Source organism: Elizabethkingia argenteiflava (genome assembly GCF_009904105.1).
Taxonomy (GTDB): domain Bacteria; phylum Bacteroidota; class Bacteroidia; order Flavobacteriales; family Weeksellaceae; genus Elizabethkingia; species Elizabethkingia argenteiflava.
Genome location: NZ_JAAABJ010000629.1, coordinates 26,140 through 43,569 on the forward strand (window position 1 = coordinate 26,140; position 17,430 = coordinate 43,569).

The 17,430-nt window shown below is 35.2% G+C and carries 14 protein-coding genes; 5 read left to right on the forward strand and 9 right to left on the reverse strand.

Annotated features, from left to right (window positions below):
* Positions 1 to 43 precede the first annotated feature (43 nt).
* Entirely contained in the window at positions 44 to 766 is a 723-nt protein-coding gene (locus GNY06_RS11095) for a DUF4294 domain-containing protein (RefSeq protein ID WP_244614421.1), read from the forward strand.
* Positions 767 to 832: 66 nt separating this feature from the next.
* A complete protein-coding gene (locus GNY06_RS11100) occupies positions 833 to 1,624 on the forward strand; it encodes a S1/P1 nuclease (RefSeq protein WP_166520118.1) in 792 nt (263 codons plus the stop codon).
* On the opposite strand, the gene GNY06_RS11105 is transcribed toward GNY06_RS11100, so the two are convergent.
* Positions 1,616 to 2,038, reverse strand: a complete 423-nt coding sequence (locus GNY06_RS11105) for an NUDIX hydrolase (protein ID WP_166520119.1) — start codon at positions 2,036 to 2,038, stop codon at positions 1,616 to 1,618. The two genes, GNY06_RS11100 and GNY06_RS11105, sit on opposite strands and share 9 nt — an antisense overlap.
* The gene (mnmD, locus tag GNY06_RS11110) at positions 2,026 to 2,700 is read right to left on the reverse strand and encodes a tRNA (5-methylaminomethyl-2-thiouridine)(34)-methyltransferase MnmD (RefSeq protein WP_166520120.1); all 675 of its coding nucleotides are present in this window, start codon (positions 2,698 to 2,700) and stop codon (positions 2,026 to 2,028) included. The genes GNY06_RS11105 and mnmD overlap by 13 nt, the downstream gene beginning before the upstream one ends.
* Before the next feature lie 84 nt (positions 2,701 to 2,784).
* Between mnmD and GNY06_RS11115 the strand changes: the two genes are divergently transcribed.
* On the forward strand, positions 2,785 to 3,855 hold the full coding sequence (locus GNY06_RS11115) for a branched-chain amino acid aminotransferase (RefSeq protein WP_166520121.1): 1,071 nt from the start codon (positions 2,785 to 2,787) through the stop codon (positions 3,853 to 3,855).
* 47 nt (positions 3,856 to 3,902) lie between these two features.
* On the opposite strand, the gene prmC is transcribed toward GNY06_RS11115, so the two are convergent.
* From prmC to GNY06_RS11150, 7 genes are all read right to left on the reverse strand, one after another.
* Entirely contained in the window at positions 3,903 to 4,742 is an 840-nt protein-coding gene (prmC, locus tag GNY06_RS11120; protein ID WP_166520122.1) for a peptide chain release factor N(5)-glutamine methyltransferase, read from the reverse strand.
* A 3-nt stretch (positions 4,743 to 4,745) separates the two neighbouring features.
* On the reverse strand, positions 4,746 to 5,504 hold the full coding sequence (gene yaaA, locus GNY06_RS11125) for a peroxide stress protein YaaA (RefSeq protein WP_166520123.1): 759 nt from the start codon (positions 5,502 to 5,504) through the stop codon (positions 4,746 to 4,748).
* A gap of 6 nt (positions 5,505 to 5,510) precedes the next feature.
* On the reverse strand, positions 5,511 to 6,128 hold the full coding sequence (locus tag GNY06_RS11130) for an L-threonylcarbamoyladenylate synthase (protein WP_166520124.1): 618 nt from the start codon (positions 6,126 to 6,128) through the stop codon (positions 5,511 to 5,513).
* A 326-nt stretch (positions 6,129 to 6,454) separates the two neighbouring features.
* Positions 6,455 to 6,916 carry a glucosaminidase domain-containing protein gene (locus GNY06_RS11135; protein ID WP_166520125.1) on the reverse strand — a complete coding sequence of 154 codons (462 nt, stop codon included), beginning with the start codon at positions 6,914 to 6,916 and terminating at the stop codon, positions 6,455 to 6,457.
* A 75-nt stretch (positions 6,917 to 6,991) separates the two neighbouring features.
* Complete coding sequence (locus GNY06_RS11140) at positions 6,992 to 7,774, reverse strand: hypothetical protein (protein ID WP_244614422.1); 783 nt, start codon at positions 7,772 to 7,774, stop codon at positions 6,992 to 6,994.
* A 105-nt stretch (positions 7,775 to 7,879) separates the two neighbouring features.
* Entirely contained in the window at positions 7,880 to 9,151 is a 1,272-nt protein-coding gene (locus GNY06_RS11145) for an aminotransferase class I/II-fold pyridoxal phosphate-dependent enzyme (RefSeq protein ID WP_166520126.1), read from the reverse strand.
* Between the two features lie 67 nt (positions 9,152 to 9,218).
* On the reverse strand, positions 9,219 to 10,256 hold the full coding sequence (locus tag GNY06_RS11150; RefSeq protein WP_166520127.1) for a PLP-dependent cysteine synthase family protein: 1,038 nt from the start codon (positions 10,254 to 10,256) through the stop codon (positions 9,219 to 9,221).
* A gap of 353 nt (positions 10,257 to 10,609) precedes the next feature.
* On the opposite strand from GNY06_RS11150, the gene GNY06_RS11155 reads away from it, so the two are divergent.
* Together GNY06_RS11155 and GNY06_RS11160 are read left to right on the forward strand one after the other, a co-directional pair.
* Positions 10,610 to 14,095 (forward strand): glycosyltransferase family 117 protein, encoded by a 3,486-nt coding sequence (locus tag GNY06_RS11155; protein ID WP_166520128.1) that lies wholly within the window; start codon positions 10,610 to 10,612, stop codon positions 14,093 to 14,095.
* Positions 14,096 to 14,603: 508 nt separating this feature from the next.
* Positions 14,604 to 16,772, forward strand: a complete 2,169-nt coding sequence (locus GNY06_RS11160) for an outer membrane beta-barrel protein (RefSeq protein ID WP_166520129.1) — start codon at positions 14,604 to 14,606, stop codon at positions 16,770 to 16,772.
* Positions 16,773 to 17,430: the final 658 nt, after the last annotated feature.

The window sequence follows — 17,430 nt, forward strand, 5'->3', positions numbered from 1 at the left end:
AATTGAGGTATGATTTTTGTTCTTTATTACTTCTCGTAAAGTTATGAAAAAATATAGAATTTTAAGTTTAATTTGTTTCTGCATGGCGATTTTGGGGTATGCTCAAAAAGATAAAGAGAACTTAGGTATAGGTGACTTTAAAGATGAAAAGGCGATCCAAATGCAGGTAGATAAGGATGGGCGTAGGTATTATTGGGACGATCAATTACAGGCCAAAATTTATACAGAAGAGAATGGGGATAAGCTCATTGAAATGGATGAAATTAAACTCATTAATAAACCGAGATTCAATAATCAGTTAGACCGGCAATATTATAGTTTTCTAAATAAAAAATTGGTAAAGGTTTACCCTTTATTTGTTAATGCCTTAGAGCAATATAAAAGTTTACAGGCAGATTTGGAGCATATTCCTATAGAACAGAGGAGGTCTTTTACCAAAAAAAGGCAAAATGAACTAGCGGATCGTTATGAGGCTAAATTAAAAGATTTGACCACCACCGAGGGGCAGGTGTTTGCTAAATTGATGAACAGAGCTACAGGTAAAAGTGTCTTTGAAATTATCAAAGATTTAAGAGGTGGATGGAGTGCTTTTTGGTGGAATTTAAAGGGGAAGGCCGCAGATATTGAGTTAAAAAAAGAATATAATCCTTACCTTAATCGGGACGATGAATTTATAGAATGTTTACTTCAGTCTGCATGGAATTATGGTTACCTGACCCCATATTCCGGATATAAAGATTTTAAAATTAAAAAATCTACCGATTAATCCCTCGTGAGCGCCGCATTTTAGATGCTCTTTTCTATCTTTGTGTCCAATTAAAGATAGAAAAATATGAAAAAATTGTGGCATCGGTTTGTGGTGTGTACATTTGTGGCGGCCTCTTTACAAATGTATGGTTGGGGGCTTACAGGTCATCGTATCGTGGCTGAAATTGCCGAAAATAATTTAAATGCTCGCGCTAAAAGGCACTTGAAAAAGATTTTAGGAAAGGAAAGTATGGCATATTGGGCCAATTGGCCAGACTTTATAAAATCCGATACCACAGGCGTTTGGAAATCTACTTATACTTGGCACTATGTGAATATTGATCCTCAACCGGATTTTGATACTTTTAAATCGGTGCTTTTTGCGCAGCCGGCACCCACCCTCTATACACAGATCAAAAAACTTTCGGAGCAAATTAAGCATAAAAAAACCTCGCTTCAAGACAAAAAAATTGCATTAATATTTCTCATTCATATCATGGGTGATATGGTGCAGCCTATGCATGTGGGCAGAGCAGGCGATTTAGGAGGGAATAAAATAACGGTTTCTTACTTTGGGAAAAACACCAACCTTCATAGCGTATGGGACGAAGGCCTAATAGATTCCTTAAAATATAGTTATACAGAGTTTGCCAGGCTTTTAGATATTAGATCGAGAGCAGAGATAAGAAAGATCCAAAGCGGAACATTAGAAGAATGGCTATATGAGAACCATCGGCTGGCAAATCGTATCTATGCAGATACCCCAGTTGGATCTAAACTGAGTTATGCTTATGGTTATAAATATGATAAAATATTAGAAGAGCAACTCCTGAAAGGAGGTCTAAGACTGGCTAAAATATTAAATGAATTACTTTAAAAAAAAATGCTGAGCTTTCTCAAATACCAATTGGTCTACGGTAAGGCAAAAGGGATTTGGAGCTGAAAGGGGAAACCATTCAGCTCTTTTTATTTCGGGCACCTGAATTTTTAAATTATCAAAATCTTTAATTTTAACCCTGTAATAAATCGTAAGAAGCTGTTCGTTCTCTTGATATAGGGATCTAAGGAAAGTTTCCTGAGTGTAAAAATGTTCTATAATTTCTATTTTAACGTTCAGTTCCTCCATAAATTCACGATGTAAACAATCAAGAATGCTTTCTCCAAATTCAAGGCCTCCACCTGGAAGCTTCAGGAGGTCTTTTCCGCAATAAGATTCAAAAAGGGTTAATATATTTTGATCTTCTATGCAGAGCGCATAGACCCGAATATTATATCGATCTATGGTTTCCATGCGTTGATCATTTCGCGTTTTCCCTTAGGCCCCTCTAATTTTTCGACTTTCAAATTAAGATTTTTTAAAATTCTCTGCAGACTCCCTTTACAAGAGTAGGTGGTAAACAATCCTCCTGAGGACATTTTTTCAGTAACCATTTTTATCAAAGGTTCTTCCCATAAGTCTGGCTGTACACGTGCGCTGAAGCAATCAAAATAAACCAGATCAATAGGAGGTAGTTCAATAGACTGTAATTTAAAAAAATCAGCTTTTATTTTTTGAAGTTGGAAGTTTTTTTGAATATTTTCCAATTTTTCCCATTCTATATGATGGATTTGCATAAAAGCATCTTTTACCATTTTATTTTCAAAAAAATCACTATAAGCCAGGGGGTAGATTTCATCTGGGGAGAGAGGATATTTCTCCATAGCATAATAGTTTACAGCCTGATAAAAATCAGATGTTAAGAACCTGTCTAAAGTAACCAACGTATTAAGGCCGGTTCCAAACCCTAGCTCTAGAATATTTATTTCACATTTTTTAACCCGATTTATTCCATTTTTAATAAAGATGTGTTGTGCTTCTAATAGTGCTCCGTGGTGAGAGTGATAGGTTTCGTTTAAGTTGCTTACATACAATGTTTTACTTCCGTCTCCTGTTGTTTTAAGGCTTCTTAGCATCAAAAGTTTTTCACAAAGTTAAGATAATTTCTGCTATATATAAAAAATGTTATATTTGTAAGAATAATTTTGATAAATATAATAATGATAATCCAGAAAACTTCGAATTCAAGAATCCAGAATTTAGACAAAGATAATATTTCATTCGGGTCTACCTTTATTGATCATATGCTGGTGTGTGAGTATGAAAATGGAAAATGGGGAGAGGTACGCATTATGCCCTATGGATCATTTTCCTTTAGCCCTGCCATGATGTGCCTGAATTATGGGCAAGCTTGTTTTGAGGGAATGAAGGCTTATAAAGATCAGAAGGGACAGGTTTTTCTTTTTCGTCCAGAGAAAAATTTTGAAAGAATAAATAAATCTGCTAAACGTTTAGCAATGCCCGAAGTTACTCGGGAAATGTTTGTCGAAGGTTTGAAGGCGTTGGTAGATATTGACCGAGCATGGATCCCTCAGGGAGAGGGTTTTTCCCTATATATTAGGCCCCTTATTTTTGCTACTGAAGAAGCTTTAATGGCCCGGGAATCCAATAAGTATATGTTTGCGATTATAGCCAGTCCAGCTAAGGCTTATTATAGCGCTCCGGTTTCTGTATTGATTTCCGATTACTATTCCAGAGCCGCCAATGGTGGCATTGGATTCGCTAAAGCAGCGGGGAATTATGCTGCCGCTTTTTATCCCACACAGTTGGCAAATGAGGCGGGATACGAACAAATCATATGGACAGACGATGCTACCCACGGTTATTTTGAAGAGAGTGGGACGATGAATGTCTTTGTGCGTGTGGAGGATACTATCTATACACCACCTGTGTCCGAAAGAATTTTGGACGGAATAACCCGTGACAGTTTTATTGAACTGGCTAAAAGAAGAGGAATGGAAGTCGTGGTAGATAAAATACCGGTGCAATTTGTTATAAACGCCCATAAAGAAGGTACACTTAAAGAAATATGGGGGGTAGGAACCGCAGTTGTTTCTAATCGATTTAAGGCGATGGGATACAAAGGAGAACGCTTAACTTTACCTCTACTATCAGATGAAGAGAGTTATGCTGAAAACTTGAAAAAAGAATTGATAGGTATTCAATCGAATCAGCAGGAAGACCCTTTCGGATGGAGAGTATTAGTAGAGGAGGGGGTTGCCCATAAATAAGAAAATTCGTTTGCTAAAAATAAAAAATAAGAAGCTCCTGAAGCTTCTTATTTTTTACCCCATATCATTCTAAAATGATTAGACATGTCTTTTAGTAAATAAACTTCTGAAAGTTTATTCTTAAATAAATCTAAGGTCTCTGGTCCTAGCTTTTGGTTAATTTCTAAAAAAATAAAGCCATCCTGAGAAAGAAGAGAGAGGCTATCGTTTGCAATTTTTCGGTAAAAAGCCAATATATCTGTTGGCGGTGCAAAGAGAGCCATATCCGGTTCAAAATCCTTTACGGTTTTGTCGATATCTGGAGCTTCATCTACTCCTATATAGGGAGGATTACTAATCATAACATCAAAATTCCCCGAAAGTTGCATATTCAGATAATCTCCATGTATAAAATGCATATCTAGACCTTGTAGTAGCGCATTCTGCTTCGAAATTTCTAATGCTTTTTCAGAATAATCCAATGCATAGAGGGTCGCATTTTTCAGATGTTTGGCTAAGGTAATAGCTATACAGCCGGATCCTGTACCGATATCTAAAATTTTTAATTTCTTGTTTTGGGGGAGTTTTTCCAATGCTAACTCAATAAGTTCTTCGGTCTCCGGTCGCGGGATTAAAACATTTTCATTCACAAAAAAAGTTTCTCCGTAGAAGTGAGATTTCCCCAGAATTTGTTGATAGGGTGCACCCGATTTTAAAGCCTGAAGGGCCTGTTCAAACTTTAGATTAAGTTCAGGACTAAGCTCCTCATGGAGATGAAGTTTAAGTTGAATGCTATGATAGTTCAAGAATTCTTCCGCAAAAAAAGTAAATAATTTATAAATTTCGGCTTCAGAATAGATTTCTTTTAGCGTGTGCTGATAAAGTTTTTGTAAATGATATATTTTCACAATTTAGCGGGTAAAAATAAAATGATTTTCAGTGGATAGCTGATCATTAAAAATGTAACCTTCAAGATGGAATGCTTTTACATCCTCTAGCTTTTCAATTTTTTGTTGTGCGCAAAACCTAGCAACAAGCCCTCTCGCATGTTTGGTATACACTACAATGGTTTTATATTGTCCATCTCTTTCCTCATAAAAGTCAAACTCGATAAGGGGCGCTTTTAATTGTTTTTTATCGATGACTTTCGCATATTCATGACTAGCTAAATTAAGGATAAAATCATTGTTTTTTAGTTCACTATTGAGCGCTTTGGTTACTTTATCTGTCCAGTAGTGATAAAGGTTTTTATAAGTTTCGAATCCGAAACCACAGCCCATTTCTAAGCGGTAGAGCATGATTTGATCCGAAGGTTTTAACCATCCATACAGTCCGGAGAGTATTCTTAAATTTTTTTGTAAATAATCCACCGCATCTTTATCCAATGTTTTTACCTCTAAACCTCTGTATACTTCACCTGCAAAAGTAAAAAGGGCTGCGGCAGAGTTTTCGGCAGAAGGCTTTGGAGTCCAGTTTTGGTTGCGTTCCCAGTTTTCGCGCGCCAGCTTATCCGAAATATGCATAAGCGTTTTAAGGGAGTGAGGATCTTTTTCTTTTAAGTACTGCTGGATATGGGTGGCCTCTTCTATAAACATAGGAGAGGAAGCTTTTAGTAGTTCTGTTGAGTTACCAATATTCATCAGTTTTGCCGGGGAGATGAGTATTTTCATATTTTTTTAATCTTTAAAATCACCTTTTTCATTTCTTATAACTTTCGGGACTTCCTCTGTCAAATCTACAATGGTAGAGGCTTTGTTATCCCCATATCCGGAGTCGATGACAAGATCTACTATATTTTTATATTTTTCTGCGATTAACTCTGGATCGGTGGTATATTCTAGAACATCATCATCATCTTTAATAGAGGTAGATGCAATGGGGTGGCCTAATTTGGAGACGATGAGTTGAGGTATAGGATGATCCGGAACGCGAATTCCTATTGTTTTTTGACCCTTATAGGCTAGTGGCAAAGTTTTATTGGCGTTTAAGATAAACGTAAAAGGTCCTGGTAAATAATGTTTTAGTAACCTGAAGCAGGCCGTGTCAATAGGTTTGGTAAATTCCGATAAATGGCTAAGATTGTTGCAAATAATTGAAAAATGAGCTTTTTCTAATTTAACACCCTTTACCTGTGCTAGTTTTTCCATGGCTTTAATATCAAAAATATTGCACCCCATAGCGTAAACAGTATCGGAAGGATAAATAATAAGCCCTCCATTCTTGAGGGTCTTGATTACTTCTTGAATAAGATGTTCTTGAGGATTTTCAGGGTAAATTTTTAAAATTTTTGCCATTCAGCAAAGTTACACATTTTTATCAGTGAGCGGTGGATGATTTTCTAAGTCTATTTAACTCTTGTTAATACTATAATATTATGCGATGCGGCGAAATCAATTATTCAATATCACTCAACCCTGTAAATAACATAGAGTTTTCTATAGAAGACGATCTTGGATAGTTTACATCATATTACCCTCAAACAAAAAGCTAAATTCAATACATAGGTATACAAAAGAGTGACGAATTCTGATCTTTACAAAAACATTCAGAGGGATATGAGCACCATCCAAAGGCACTGAATGGGTGCTATAATTTAAAATATAGATATTTTCGTCTGTCTTTAGTCAGCTAGCCTAAGCCTATTGATCGTAGAAAGTACTCGTTTTTTCCATATTTCGGGCTGAGTAGAATATCCTGCAGCAGCCATAGCTTTTACCCATGCGGAATAATTGTTTGATCCTTTTAGCTTTGTATAATATTTTTTTCGGCTAATCATTTCACAAAAGGCTTTATAACTATGCTGAGCAGAAGCAAAGCTTCTATATTTAGATTTGCTTACAGTATTTTTTCCAACGATTCCAAAGTGATTGTGTAAGATTTTACTGTTTTTACTGGTGCCATTACCTGATTCTAATATTGCTACCCCTAAGATGATTGAACTTGGAATACCATATTCTTTTGAAAGTGTCGTAGCTAAGTCTTTATGTTTTTTGATATAAGAATGCTGGGCGTTAGCATGTAAGGAAATAAAAGTAAAAACTAAACTTATGAGAACAACTTTAATCTGAATAAAATATTTCATAAATATTTAAATTTTATTGCGAAGTTATACTTTCACCCCTCTATGCTCAAATTTTTAATGTTTTTTAACTTCTTTTCAAGGTTCTTTATATTCAAACTGTCTTTTTTTGTTAAAAATTTTAACATTTATTTTGTTATTTGAGACATCGATTTCGATAAATTCCTGAACTTCAAGGCATTTTCTATCCGAGCATCCTGAGGTCGTATAAAGATCCGGTTTTATTTGTATAATAGGTGTATCTTGTTTAAAGTTCTGAATGAAAGATGCATATTGACTTTTAAGTAACTTTTCCAAGCGGTACTTTATAACGGGATGTTCAAAAAAATCTATATTTAGCGGATATTCATTTTCAAAATTTTTGATAAAATAAAGTTCGGGCTTCTGGCTGTTTTTAGGTGTTATTTTCATGCTATGGTGGAATACTGATGGAAGATAATTTCCCTTGAAACCTAGATTTGAGGAGATGGTTGACTGGTTGGATTCGTAATTAATCTTCATGTTTTTACCATGGAAGTTTAAGTAGAGTTTGTCTTTATGTTTTTTATATTCAAAAGGGACAACCAGAACATAGCCATTATAAAAACCCTTTGAATCTATATTGTAATAAGCGATTCCATTTTTATCGTAGGCGGAAAAATTAATATCGTAATTTTTAGCGTGTCTGGATTTGGCAATATTGATTTCGTGTTGAATGTTAAGATTGTTTTTTGCTGTAAATCGACCAGTGATAATCTGATCGTTCAGCCCATGGATGACGTCATCTCTTAGAAATTCCACTTCTTGAGGTGCTGCTTTACACATTGTGAGAGTCGTATACACGATCAGTAAAAAAGCGATATGCTTAACGGTTCGCATCATTGGGTTCAGTATTTCAAAAATGCTATTTTTCTTGAAGGTAAGACTTTTTTAGCAAGATAAAAAGCCGAAAGTATAACTTTCGGCTTATGATAGAGAAGTACTCTTTTAAATTGCTGTAAAGCTGAGGTTTTGTTCTTGCAGTATTTTTTTCTCTTGCGCTTTATAAAAGCCACTTACAAGTTTTTCGTGAATAGCCTCAAACGCGTCTAGGGTAGCGCTGATTTCAGCATCGGTATGGGAGGCTGTAGGAATTAATCTTAAAAGAATCATCCCCTTTGGAATCACAGGGTATACCACAACAGAAGTGAATATGCCGTGATTTTCTCTTAAATCCTTTACTAAAAGCGTAGCTTCAATAGGTGATCCTTGCATCATAACAGGAGTGACACAGGTGTTGGTATCCCCAATGTTAAAACCTCTTTCTTTTAGCCCATTTTGTAGTTTATGGACGTTTTCCCAAAGTTTAGCTTTTATTTCCGGGCGATTCCTTAGCAGCTCTAATCTCTTTAGACCTCCTATTACCATCGGCATGGTGAGAGATTTGGCAAAAATTTGTGAGCGCAAGTTGAATTTTAGATATCTAATGATGTCTCTATCCCCAGCAACAAAAGCTCCAAATCCCGCCATTGATTTTGCAAAAGTAGAGAAATATACATCGATTTCATCTTGGCATTCCTGTTCTTCTCCTGTGCCGGCACCTCTGCGGCCTAAAGTACCAAAACCATGTGCGTCATCTACGAGTAAACGAAAATTATATTTGGATTTAAGTGCACAAATTTCTTTAAGTTTACCTTGTTGTCCTCTCATTCCGAAAACCCCTTCGGTAATTACTAAAATTCCGCCTTTGTTCTCATGCGCCACTTTTGTAGCTCGTTGCAGATTTTTTTCTAAACTTTCCAGATCATTGTGTTTGTAGGTAAATCTTTTACCTGCATGCAGCCTCACCCCGTCTACAATACAGGCATGAGAATCCACATCGTAAACGATAACATCATTTCTGCTAACAAGAGCATCAATGATAGAAACCATACCTTGATATCCGAAATTGAGGAGATAGGCATTTTCTTTTTGAACAAATTCTGCTAATTCTTTTTCCAGTTGTAGATGTTGATCTGTTTCCCCTGACATTGCTCTTGCTCCCATAGGATAGAACATACCGTATTCCGCAGCAGCTTTAGCATCAGCCTCTTTTACTTCTGGATGATTACACAATCCCAGATAATCATTGGCGCTCCAAAAGATTACCTCCTTCCCTTTAAATATCATTCTGGGGCCAATAGGGCCTTCCAGCCTTGGGAAAATAAAGTAACCCTCACCATAATCCGCAAACTGTCCTAATGGGCCGGGATTTTGTTTAATTCTTTCAAAAATGTCCATTTTGATTGTAGTTTTTATGGAATAAAGCCCCCCGATTTTTTATCGGGGGTATAAATATATTGAAAAGTTATTTAATGTACTCGGTTTTGAAAACCTCTTCGTAGTTGTGTACGCAGTTGCGGTTAAAACCTTGTGATTCCATCCAACCATCATTATACACCTTAGTAATATAGCGGGAGCCGTGATCTGGAAAAATTACCACAACAACATCCGCTGCCGAAAATTTATGGGTTTCCGAATATTGTTTTAAAGCCTGTATTACAGCTCCTGTGGTATACCCCCCTAATATTCCCTCCTTTAAGGCGATGTCTCTGGTAGTATAGGCAGAATTTTCATCGTTCACACGAATAAATTCGTCTATTTGATCGAAAAGTAAAGCTCCTGGAATAAGATTTTTACCCAGACCTTCAATTTGATATGAATGGATTTCGCCGAGATGAATTTCGCCAGTTTCGTGGTAAGTTTTAAGAATAGAACCATCTGCATCTACCCCTATAACTTTTATATTGGGATTCTGCTCTTTTAAAAACTTTGCTGAACCTGATAATGTTCCTCCCGTACCACAGCAGGCAAAAAGGTGAGTGATTTTGCCTTCGGTTTGCTCCCAAATCTCAGGACCAGTATTTTTATAGTGAGCCTCAATGTTTAATTCATTAAAATACTGGTTGATGTAGATAGAGTTAGGAGTTTCCGTTGCTACTCTTTTGGCTACTTCATAGTAGGATCGAGGATCATCTGCTGCAACGTTGGCAGGGCATACATAAACAGTTGCTCCTAAAGCTTTCAGATAGGCGATTTTCTCGGGCTTTGTTTTATCGCTTACCGCTAATATACATTTATAACCTTTTATAATGCTAACCATTGCGATAGAAAATCCTGTATTACCAGAGGTGGTTTCTACAATGGTAGCTCCAGGTTTTAAAAGCCCCTTCTCTTCCGCAGCTTCTATAATATGAATTGCAATTCTATCTTTTGTAGAATGCCCAGGGTTATAGGATTCTAACTTAGCATAAACCGTAGCTGGAATGTTGTTCGTTACTCGGTTTAATTTCACCATAGGGGTATTACCAATTAAACCAAGAATGTTATCGAATACATTAATCATTATATATCATTTTTCTCTAGTAACAAGTACATGCAAAAATATAAAATATTTAGTTTTAATAATTAAAATTAAGCTAAAATTAAACTGTATAAAATCACAAAACAAAAAAAAGCTTATAAATCATAGAGTTATGAGTAGAGCCAATATATGGTGAATGAAGCCCTATAATACTGCTTTTTTATAGTCTGTATTCCCCTAAAATTTACAACAAGTCTTAATTATGTAAAAATATGATTTTAAGAGTTCGCTAATTCTTTACTTTTAATAAATTCTAGGTTTTAGTGTAATCGAGGAAAAAAAACCGTAAAAAATATTTTAAAAATCTTAATTTCGCAACAACTTAAATTTTTAGCATGAAGAAATGGACCTTTAAACGGTGGAATGTTTTTTTAGGATGGGGCGTTTTTGTTATCGCAGCCATTACTTACCTGTCTACAATAGAGCCTGAGCTTAGCTTCTGGGATTGTGGAGAGTATATCTCTTCAGCCATTAAATTACAGGTGACGCATGCTCCAGGAGCAGCTCTTTTTCAATTAATTGGGGCTGTAGCTGCAATATTTGCTTTCGGAGAAGTTCATCACTATTCAATAGTCATCAATGCTATGTCTGCGTTGTGTAGTGCTTTTACTATATTGTTTTTATTTTGGACGATTAGCCACCTAGGGGTAAGTCTTTTGGGGAAAGCAATGAACCAATTAACAAAAATACAGGCTATTGGGATATTCTTTTCGGCAATTATTGGAGCCTTATCCTTTACCTTTAGCGATACGTTTTGGTTCTCGGCGGTAGAGGGAGAGGTTTATGCCATGTCCAGTATGTTTATTGCCTTGCTATTATGGCTAATCTGCAAATGGGAAAACGAATTTAATGAACATGGAAATGAAAGATGGATTATTCTTATCTTCTTTATCACTGGACTTTCTGTAGGCGTTCATATGATGTGTATGCTTACCGTGCCGGCAATTTGTCTGATTTACTATGCTAGAAAATATAGCTTTTCTTGGAAAAGTTTTTTCATCGCTAATGTGGTGACATTATTTATTTTAGGAATGGTTTTTAAGGGTATCTTCCCTTTTATTATGACCATTTTTGCAAAATGTGAAATAGCTTTTGTGAATGGATTTGGATTGCCTTTTCATTCGGGAACCATTTTTGCATTTTTAGTACTAGTAGCTCTATGTTACTTTGCCATTAACTATGCGCGTAAAAAACGGAGCAATATTTTACAGACCATTGTTCTCAGCATCATATACATGATTATAGGATTTTCATGTTGGATGGTGATTCCCATACGTGCCGTCGCCAATACTTCAATTAACCTAAATGATCCAGATAATGCTATTGGAATGTTGGATTATTACAATCGCGTTCAATATGGAGACTGGCCTACCTCTTATGGAGAAAACTATACCGCATATCTGGATTACAATGGTATAGATAAAAATGAGGAAGGCGGCTATAAAACAAAAAAAACAGGTGAGATCTATGAGAAAGATGAAAAAGCTGGACGTTATGTGCTGGCGGGCCAAAGGGAAAACATCGTATTTAATAAAAATCACGTAGGTTTTTTTCCAAGGATGTTTAGCAGTGATAAGGATGTGATGTCCAATTATATCAGCATGTATGGAGCGCCCGATTTTACTTTTAACTATAGCAATCCTGATGTGACTCAGGATAATAAAGCTCATCAAATCTTTGAAGAACTGCGGAAAAAATATGAGAATGGCTCTATAACCCTGGAGGACTATATGCAGGTGAAAAACTTTAATCTCATTAATGTAAAGAAACCTTCTTTCAGCCAAAATTTAGATTATTTTTTTAGCTTTCAGAACGGATATTATTTTGTGAGATACCTTTTGTGGAATTTTGTAGGGAGACAAAATGACTTACAGGGGCAAATGGAAAATACCAATGGAAATTGGATTAGTGGTATTCCATTTATTGATAATATGATGCATGGAGATCAGAGCCATTTGTCGGCTTATTACAAAAATGAATCGACAGTAGGCTTCTTTTTTCTGCCTTTTATATTAGGATTAGTAGGCTTCTTTTTTCAATTGAATAAAGATTTTGGGAGATTTTACGCCATACTCTCTTTGTTTATCATTACCAGTGTAGGAATTATATACTATACAGGTGTTAAGCCTTTTGAGCCTAGAGAAAGGGATTACGCCATGGTAGGTTCATTTTATGCGTTCGCTATCTGGATAGGTCTGGGAGCGGCTGCTATTTTCTATTTTTTGGATAAAAAAATAAACCGAACGACTCCTCATTGGCTAGTAGGTGTTCTGTTATTAGGAATTCCTTTTATGATGGGCTTTCAGAATTATAGACCTCATGATAGAAGCCATAAATATGCAGCTTATGATTATGCTTATTCATTTTTAAAGTCTTTACCTAAGCAGTCGGTTGTCATTTCTTATGCCGATAATGATACCTATCCGGTTTGGGGTATCCAACAGACAGAAGGATTTCGCAATGACATTAGGGTTGCCCACCAGGCGCTGCTAACAACCCCCTGGTTTATCAGTCAGATGATGCGTAAGGTAGATCATTCCGAGGCTTTACCTTTATCTATGTCTTACGACTATTATAAAGAGGGTGTTAATGACCAAATATATGTGATGTCTAAAGAAGACTGGGATACTATTTATAAAAATCTAGCAAGTCAGGGAGCCTCACTCAATGTATTAGCCTCCTTTAGGAAATTTCTGGTACAAGATACCATGACCGTAAAAGAAGCCATAGCATTCTTAAAAATGAAGTCTGAAGATAAAGACACCGTGTTAAAGTTTATCTTTGGAGAAGATAAATATGAAAAGCTCAACTTTTTGCCTGTCAATAAGTTTATTTTGCCAGTAAATGTTGAGAATGCGGTGAAAGCGGGAATTATAAAAGCTCAGGATGCACATCTAGCTCCAGATCATATAGATGTTGAGTATAAGAAATCTTCTATTATGAAGAACAATGTTTTCTTGTTAGACTTACTAGCTACTTTCGATTGGAAGCGCCCAATAAGCTTTTCTGCAGGAGGGCTATACGATGCCTCTAATATTTTCTACCTAAATGATTATTTACAATTCGACGGTTTTACTTATCGATTGATACCGATTAAGACAAAAGATAATCAGAGGGGAGATGTCGGACGAGTAGACGCTGAGGAGCTTTATCAGACTATAAAGAATTACAAGTGGGGCAATTTCAAAGATCTTTACAATCATTATGATGAAACGGCGACTCAGAATATTATCAGCTATAGACTGAGTGCCTCCCGAGCGGCTCAGGCATTAGTAGAGAAAGGAGATAAAGAACGAGCAATAGAAGTGCTAAATTTAGCGTCTAAAGAAATTCCTGTAGAGAAGTATGCGGATCCGCGTTCATTAGCCGAAATAGTATATGCTTACATACTTGCTGGTGAAGAACAGAGAGGCCTCCAACTGGCCGAGCAATTAAAACAAAATATCCTCAAAGACTACGATTATTTTGTGGGTCTTAATTCTCATCAGCAGAAATTTGTCAGAAAACAATTGTCCATCCAACCTTATTTTTATTCTTTGGTAATTAATAATGTGAGCGATGCCTATGAGAAGATAGGCCAAAAAGATAAAGCTTACCAATATATCGTTAATGCTATTACACCTATAGACAAAAGATTTTCGGATTTCATTAAGATGTTAAAGCAATTAGATAAAGAAAAAGCTTACCAGAAGTCAGATGAGGTGCAAAAGTTCATGCCTTTTTACGAATATATCTTTAATGTAATGAAGCCTTATGATTCGACTTATCCGAAGGAAAAAATGGATCAGATTACCAGTCAAATTATTAAAGTCACCCAATAGGGCTGAAAAATAAAAAGATTGTTCTTAAACTTTACAGAGCCTATAAAAAAACTACCGAATTTCGGTAGTTTTTTTATAGGCTCTGTAAAACAAAAGTTGCCACTTTGGGATAGCTTTTATACTATACAAACAAGCGTTATAGGATAATAGCGATAGACCATATGCCTTTATTCTCTCCAATCTCTGGTTAATATCTGTTTCTTTTGCCTTGGGTTTGATATCATCATTGACAAATGTTTTTAAAACCTTCAGTCCTATTCTTCTGGACGCTAATATTAATCATCTTTTTATTATTTTAATTTACAACTGTAAAAAACATACACATTATTATGAACTTCAACCTAATTCTATAATTATGTCGAAATTTATAAATTTTTGATTGATAACATCCAATATTTGTAACTATTGGAATACTTTTTTTTGGACTGATGAGAAATTTTATCAATATTTGTTTCTGTAAAACAATAAATAACTGTTTTGATTTGTACACACCTCAGAAAAATATAAAATGAAAAGAATAACTTTCATATTTTGTATTATTTGTTCAATTTTTTCTTTCTCACAAACGAAAAAAAATGATTCAATTCAGAAATTATTAGAGAAAGAAATCCGAGAAGTTGAAATAAAAGCAAATAAAAAACTTGTCGAAATAAAAGGAGATCGATTGGTTTTTAATGTGGGAAATTCTATTGCAGCCACAGGTGGAGATGCAATGGATGCTTTGAAGGTTACTCCAGGTATAAGCGTACAGCACGATAAAATTTCTATGATTGGGAAAAATGCAGTGTTAGTTATGATAGATGATAGATTCATTCAATTTTCAGGAGATGAGTTGATGATTTTTTTAAAAACCATAACATCTGATGATATAAAAAGTATTGAAGTTATCACCAATCCGCCTGTAAAATATGATGCATCGGGGAGCAGTGGAATCGTCAACATAAAATTAAGAAAAGCTAAAAAAAATAGCATTAGGGGTAACTTAAAAACCGTATATACCCAAGCCACCTATCCTTTAGGTAACTTGGGGGGAGGATTAAATTATCAGAAGGGAAAATTAACTTTGGTATCAAATATCAATTACAGCAATGGAAGTATTGCACCCTATCAGGAATATTCCATCTATTATCCGCGTTACATCTGGTTTGAGACAAATCATAAAAGAAGTTTTCAGAATAATTTAGCTGCTAGAGTTGCCTTAGACTATCAAATGAATCCCAAGACGACTATAGGACTGCAATATTCGGCAGCGGTTAATCAGCCGCTGCGTACGGGTAGGAATACCTCATATATTACAAATAACAGCGGTGTTTTAGATTCCTTGATTGTTACGCCTTCTCGTTTATCAGAGGAAAACAAAACGCATTCTTTTAATTTCCATACCCTTACAAAAATGGATACCTTGGGCACTCAATATTCAATAGATGTGGATTATTTTAACTTTAAGTCCCAATTAGATAACCATTTCAATACCCGTACACACTTACCCAATGGTATTTCTGTACCTAATCGCTTCACCGCTGCCAATAATTTAAGCCGTCAAAATATAGACATATATTCTGCTAAAATTGATTATGAAATGCCTTTGAAATGGTTTGATCTTGCTTTTGGGGGGAAAGCTTCCTTTATGAACAACAACAGTACAGTTTCTTATTTCGATACGACCAATGAGACGCCTTTTATTGATCCATCCAAGAGTAATATTTTCAATTATAAGGAGCAAACACAGGTTTTGTATATATCCGGAAATAAGAAAATTTCTGAAAAATGGGATTTTCAGGCAGGGCTAAGACTTGAAAGTACACAGACTAAAGGTTATTCCGAAACCCTCCATCAAACCCATAAAAATAATTATATTAAGTTATTTCCTACTATTTACTTAACCTATAAAGCAAATGACAACAGTACCTGGGCATTAAATTATAACAGGAGGGTGGATAGACCTCCCTATAGGTTATTAAATCCGTTTAGATATTACTCATCCTCCTATAATTATTCCGAAGGGAATCCCTTTTTACAAGCCTTCTTTACGGATAACCTCGATATATCCTACACGTATAAAGATTTCTACTCATCTGTGTACTTTAGCTATCTCACCCATGGGTTTGACCAGGTTACCTATGTTTCAGCCCATACCATCTCACAGGTTGTAATACCCTCCAATTTTTATACTCAAAAAACAATTGGACTGCTGGAGAATTATGTTTTCAATAAAGTTAAATGGTGGGAAAGCAACAACCAAATGACCCTTTCTTATTCAGAAACATTGTCGGAGATAGAAAAAATCGTACCCAGCATTAGCCATTGGGCTTTTACATTTAATTCCAATAATGCATTTATTTTAAACAAAGGAAAAACTTTTAGAGCCGAGTTAAATTTTAATTATATGTCTCCCGCAACCGCCCGAAGTTATAAGATTTCAGGCTTTTATTATATCGATCTAGGGATGAGACTCTCCCTGTTTGCAAAAAAACTTCAAATAGCGATAAATGCTTTAGATATTTTTAAGACAGATAAAAAAACATTTATTCAAGTGGTCAATGGAGTACGGCAGGAAAACTACGACTATAGAGATACTCAAAAAATAAGAATTTCGTTAACCTATACTTTTAGTAAGCCTTTAATAGAAAAAATACAACAACAAAGCAATGAAGAGGAAAAAAATAGAGTGAAATAACTTTTATATATCTGTGAGCATTTAATTAAGTTATTTAGAGAATATGAGTAGGGGATTTCTTTTTTCCCTTAAATGAAATACTGGGTTTAAAATTGCGATTTTGTATTCCATTTCGTTAGAAGAAAATTCGGCAATGTCAAAGAATATTAATCGCAAGAACAATTTATAAAGATCCATATAATTTATTCTTCGATGAGGCAGTAAGTTCTTTAGATGCTAAAAATGAAAAAACTATTAAGACCATTATTTTAAAAATAAAACAATGTTTATAGTAGCTCATAGATTATCTATTGTGAAACATTCCATAGCCTCAGTTTTAATTTATGAACAATACCTCTGAAAATATAGGTTGCATCGAACCAGCTGGGAAAAACCCATCTTTTGAAAGGAATAGAATGCTTAATCTTTTTTCTATTGTTTCTTTTTGTAGATTTGAGTAATTGCAGTTCGTTGCATCTTCATTCAGAGTATATTAACTCTCCATTGAAGCTTTCGGACTGTGTCTGTATTATCTAATTTTAAATTAGACTCATGATGAAATTTAGCAGAAAAACAATGGTGCTTTTTTTTGTAGGAATATTATTGGCCTCCTGTAAAAATGATGCAAAGACCTCAAAAGTTGAAGACCAAAAAGAAAATACAACACAGGAAAATAAGA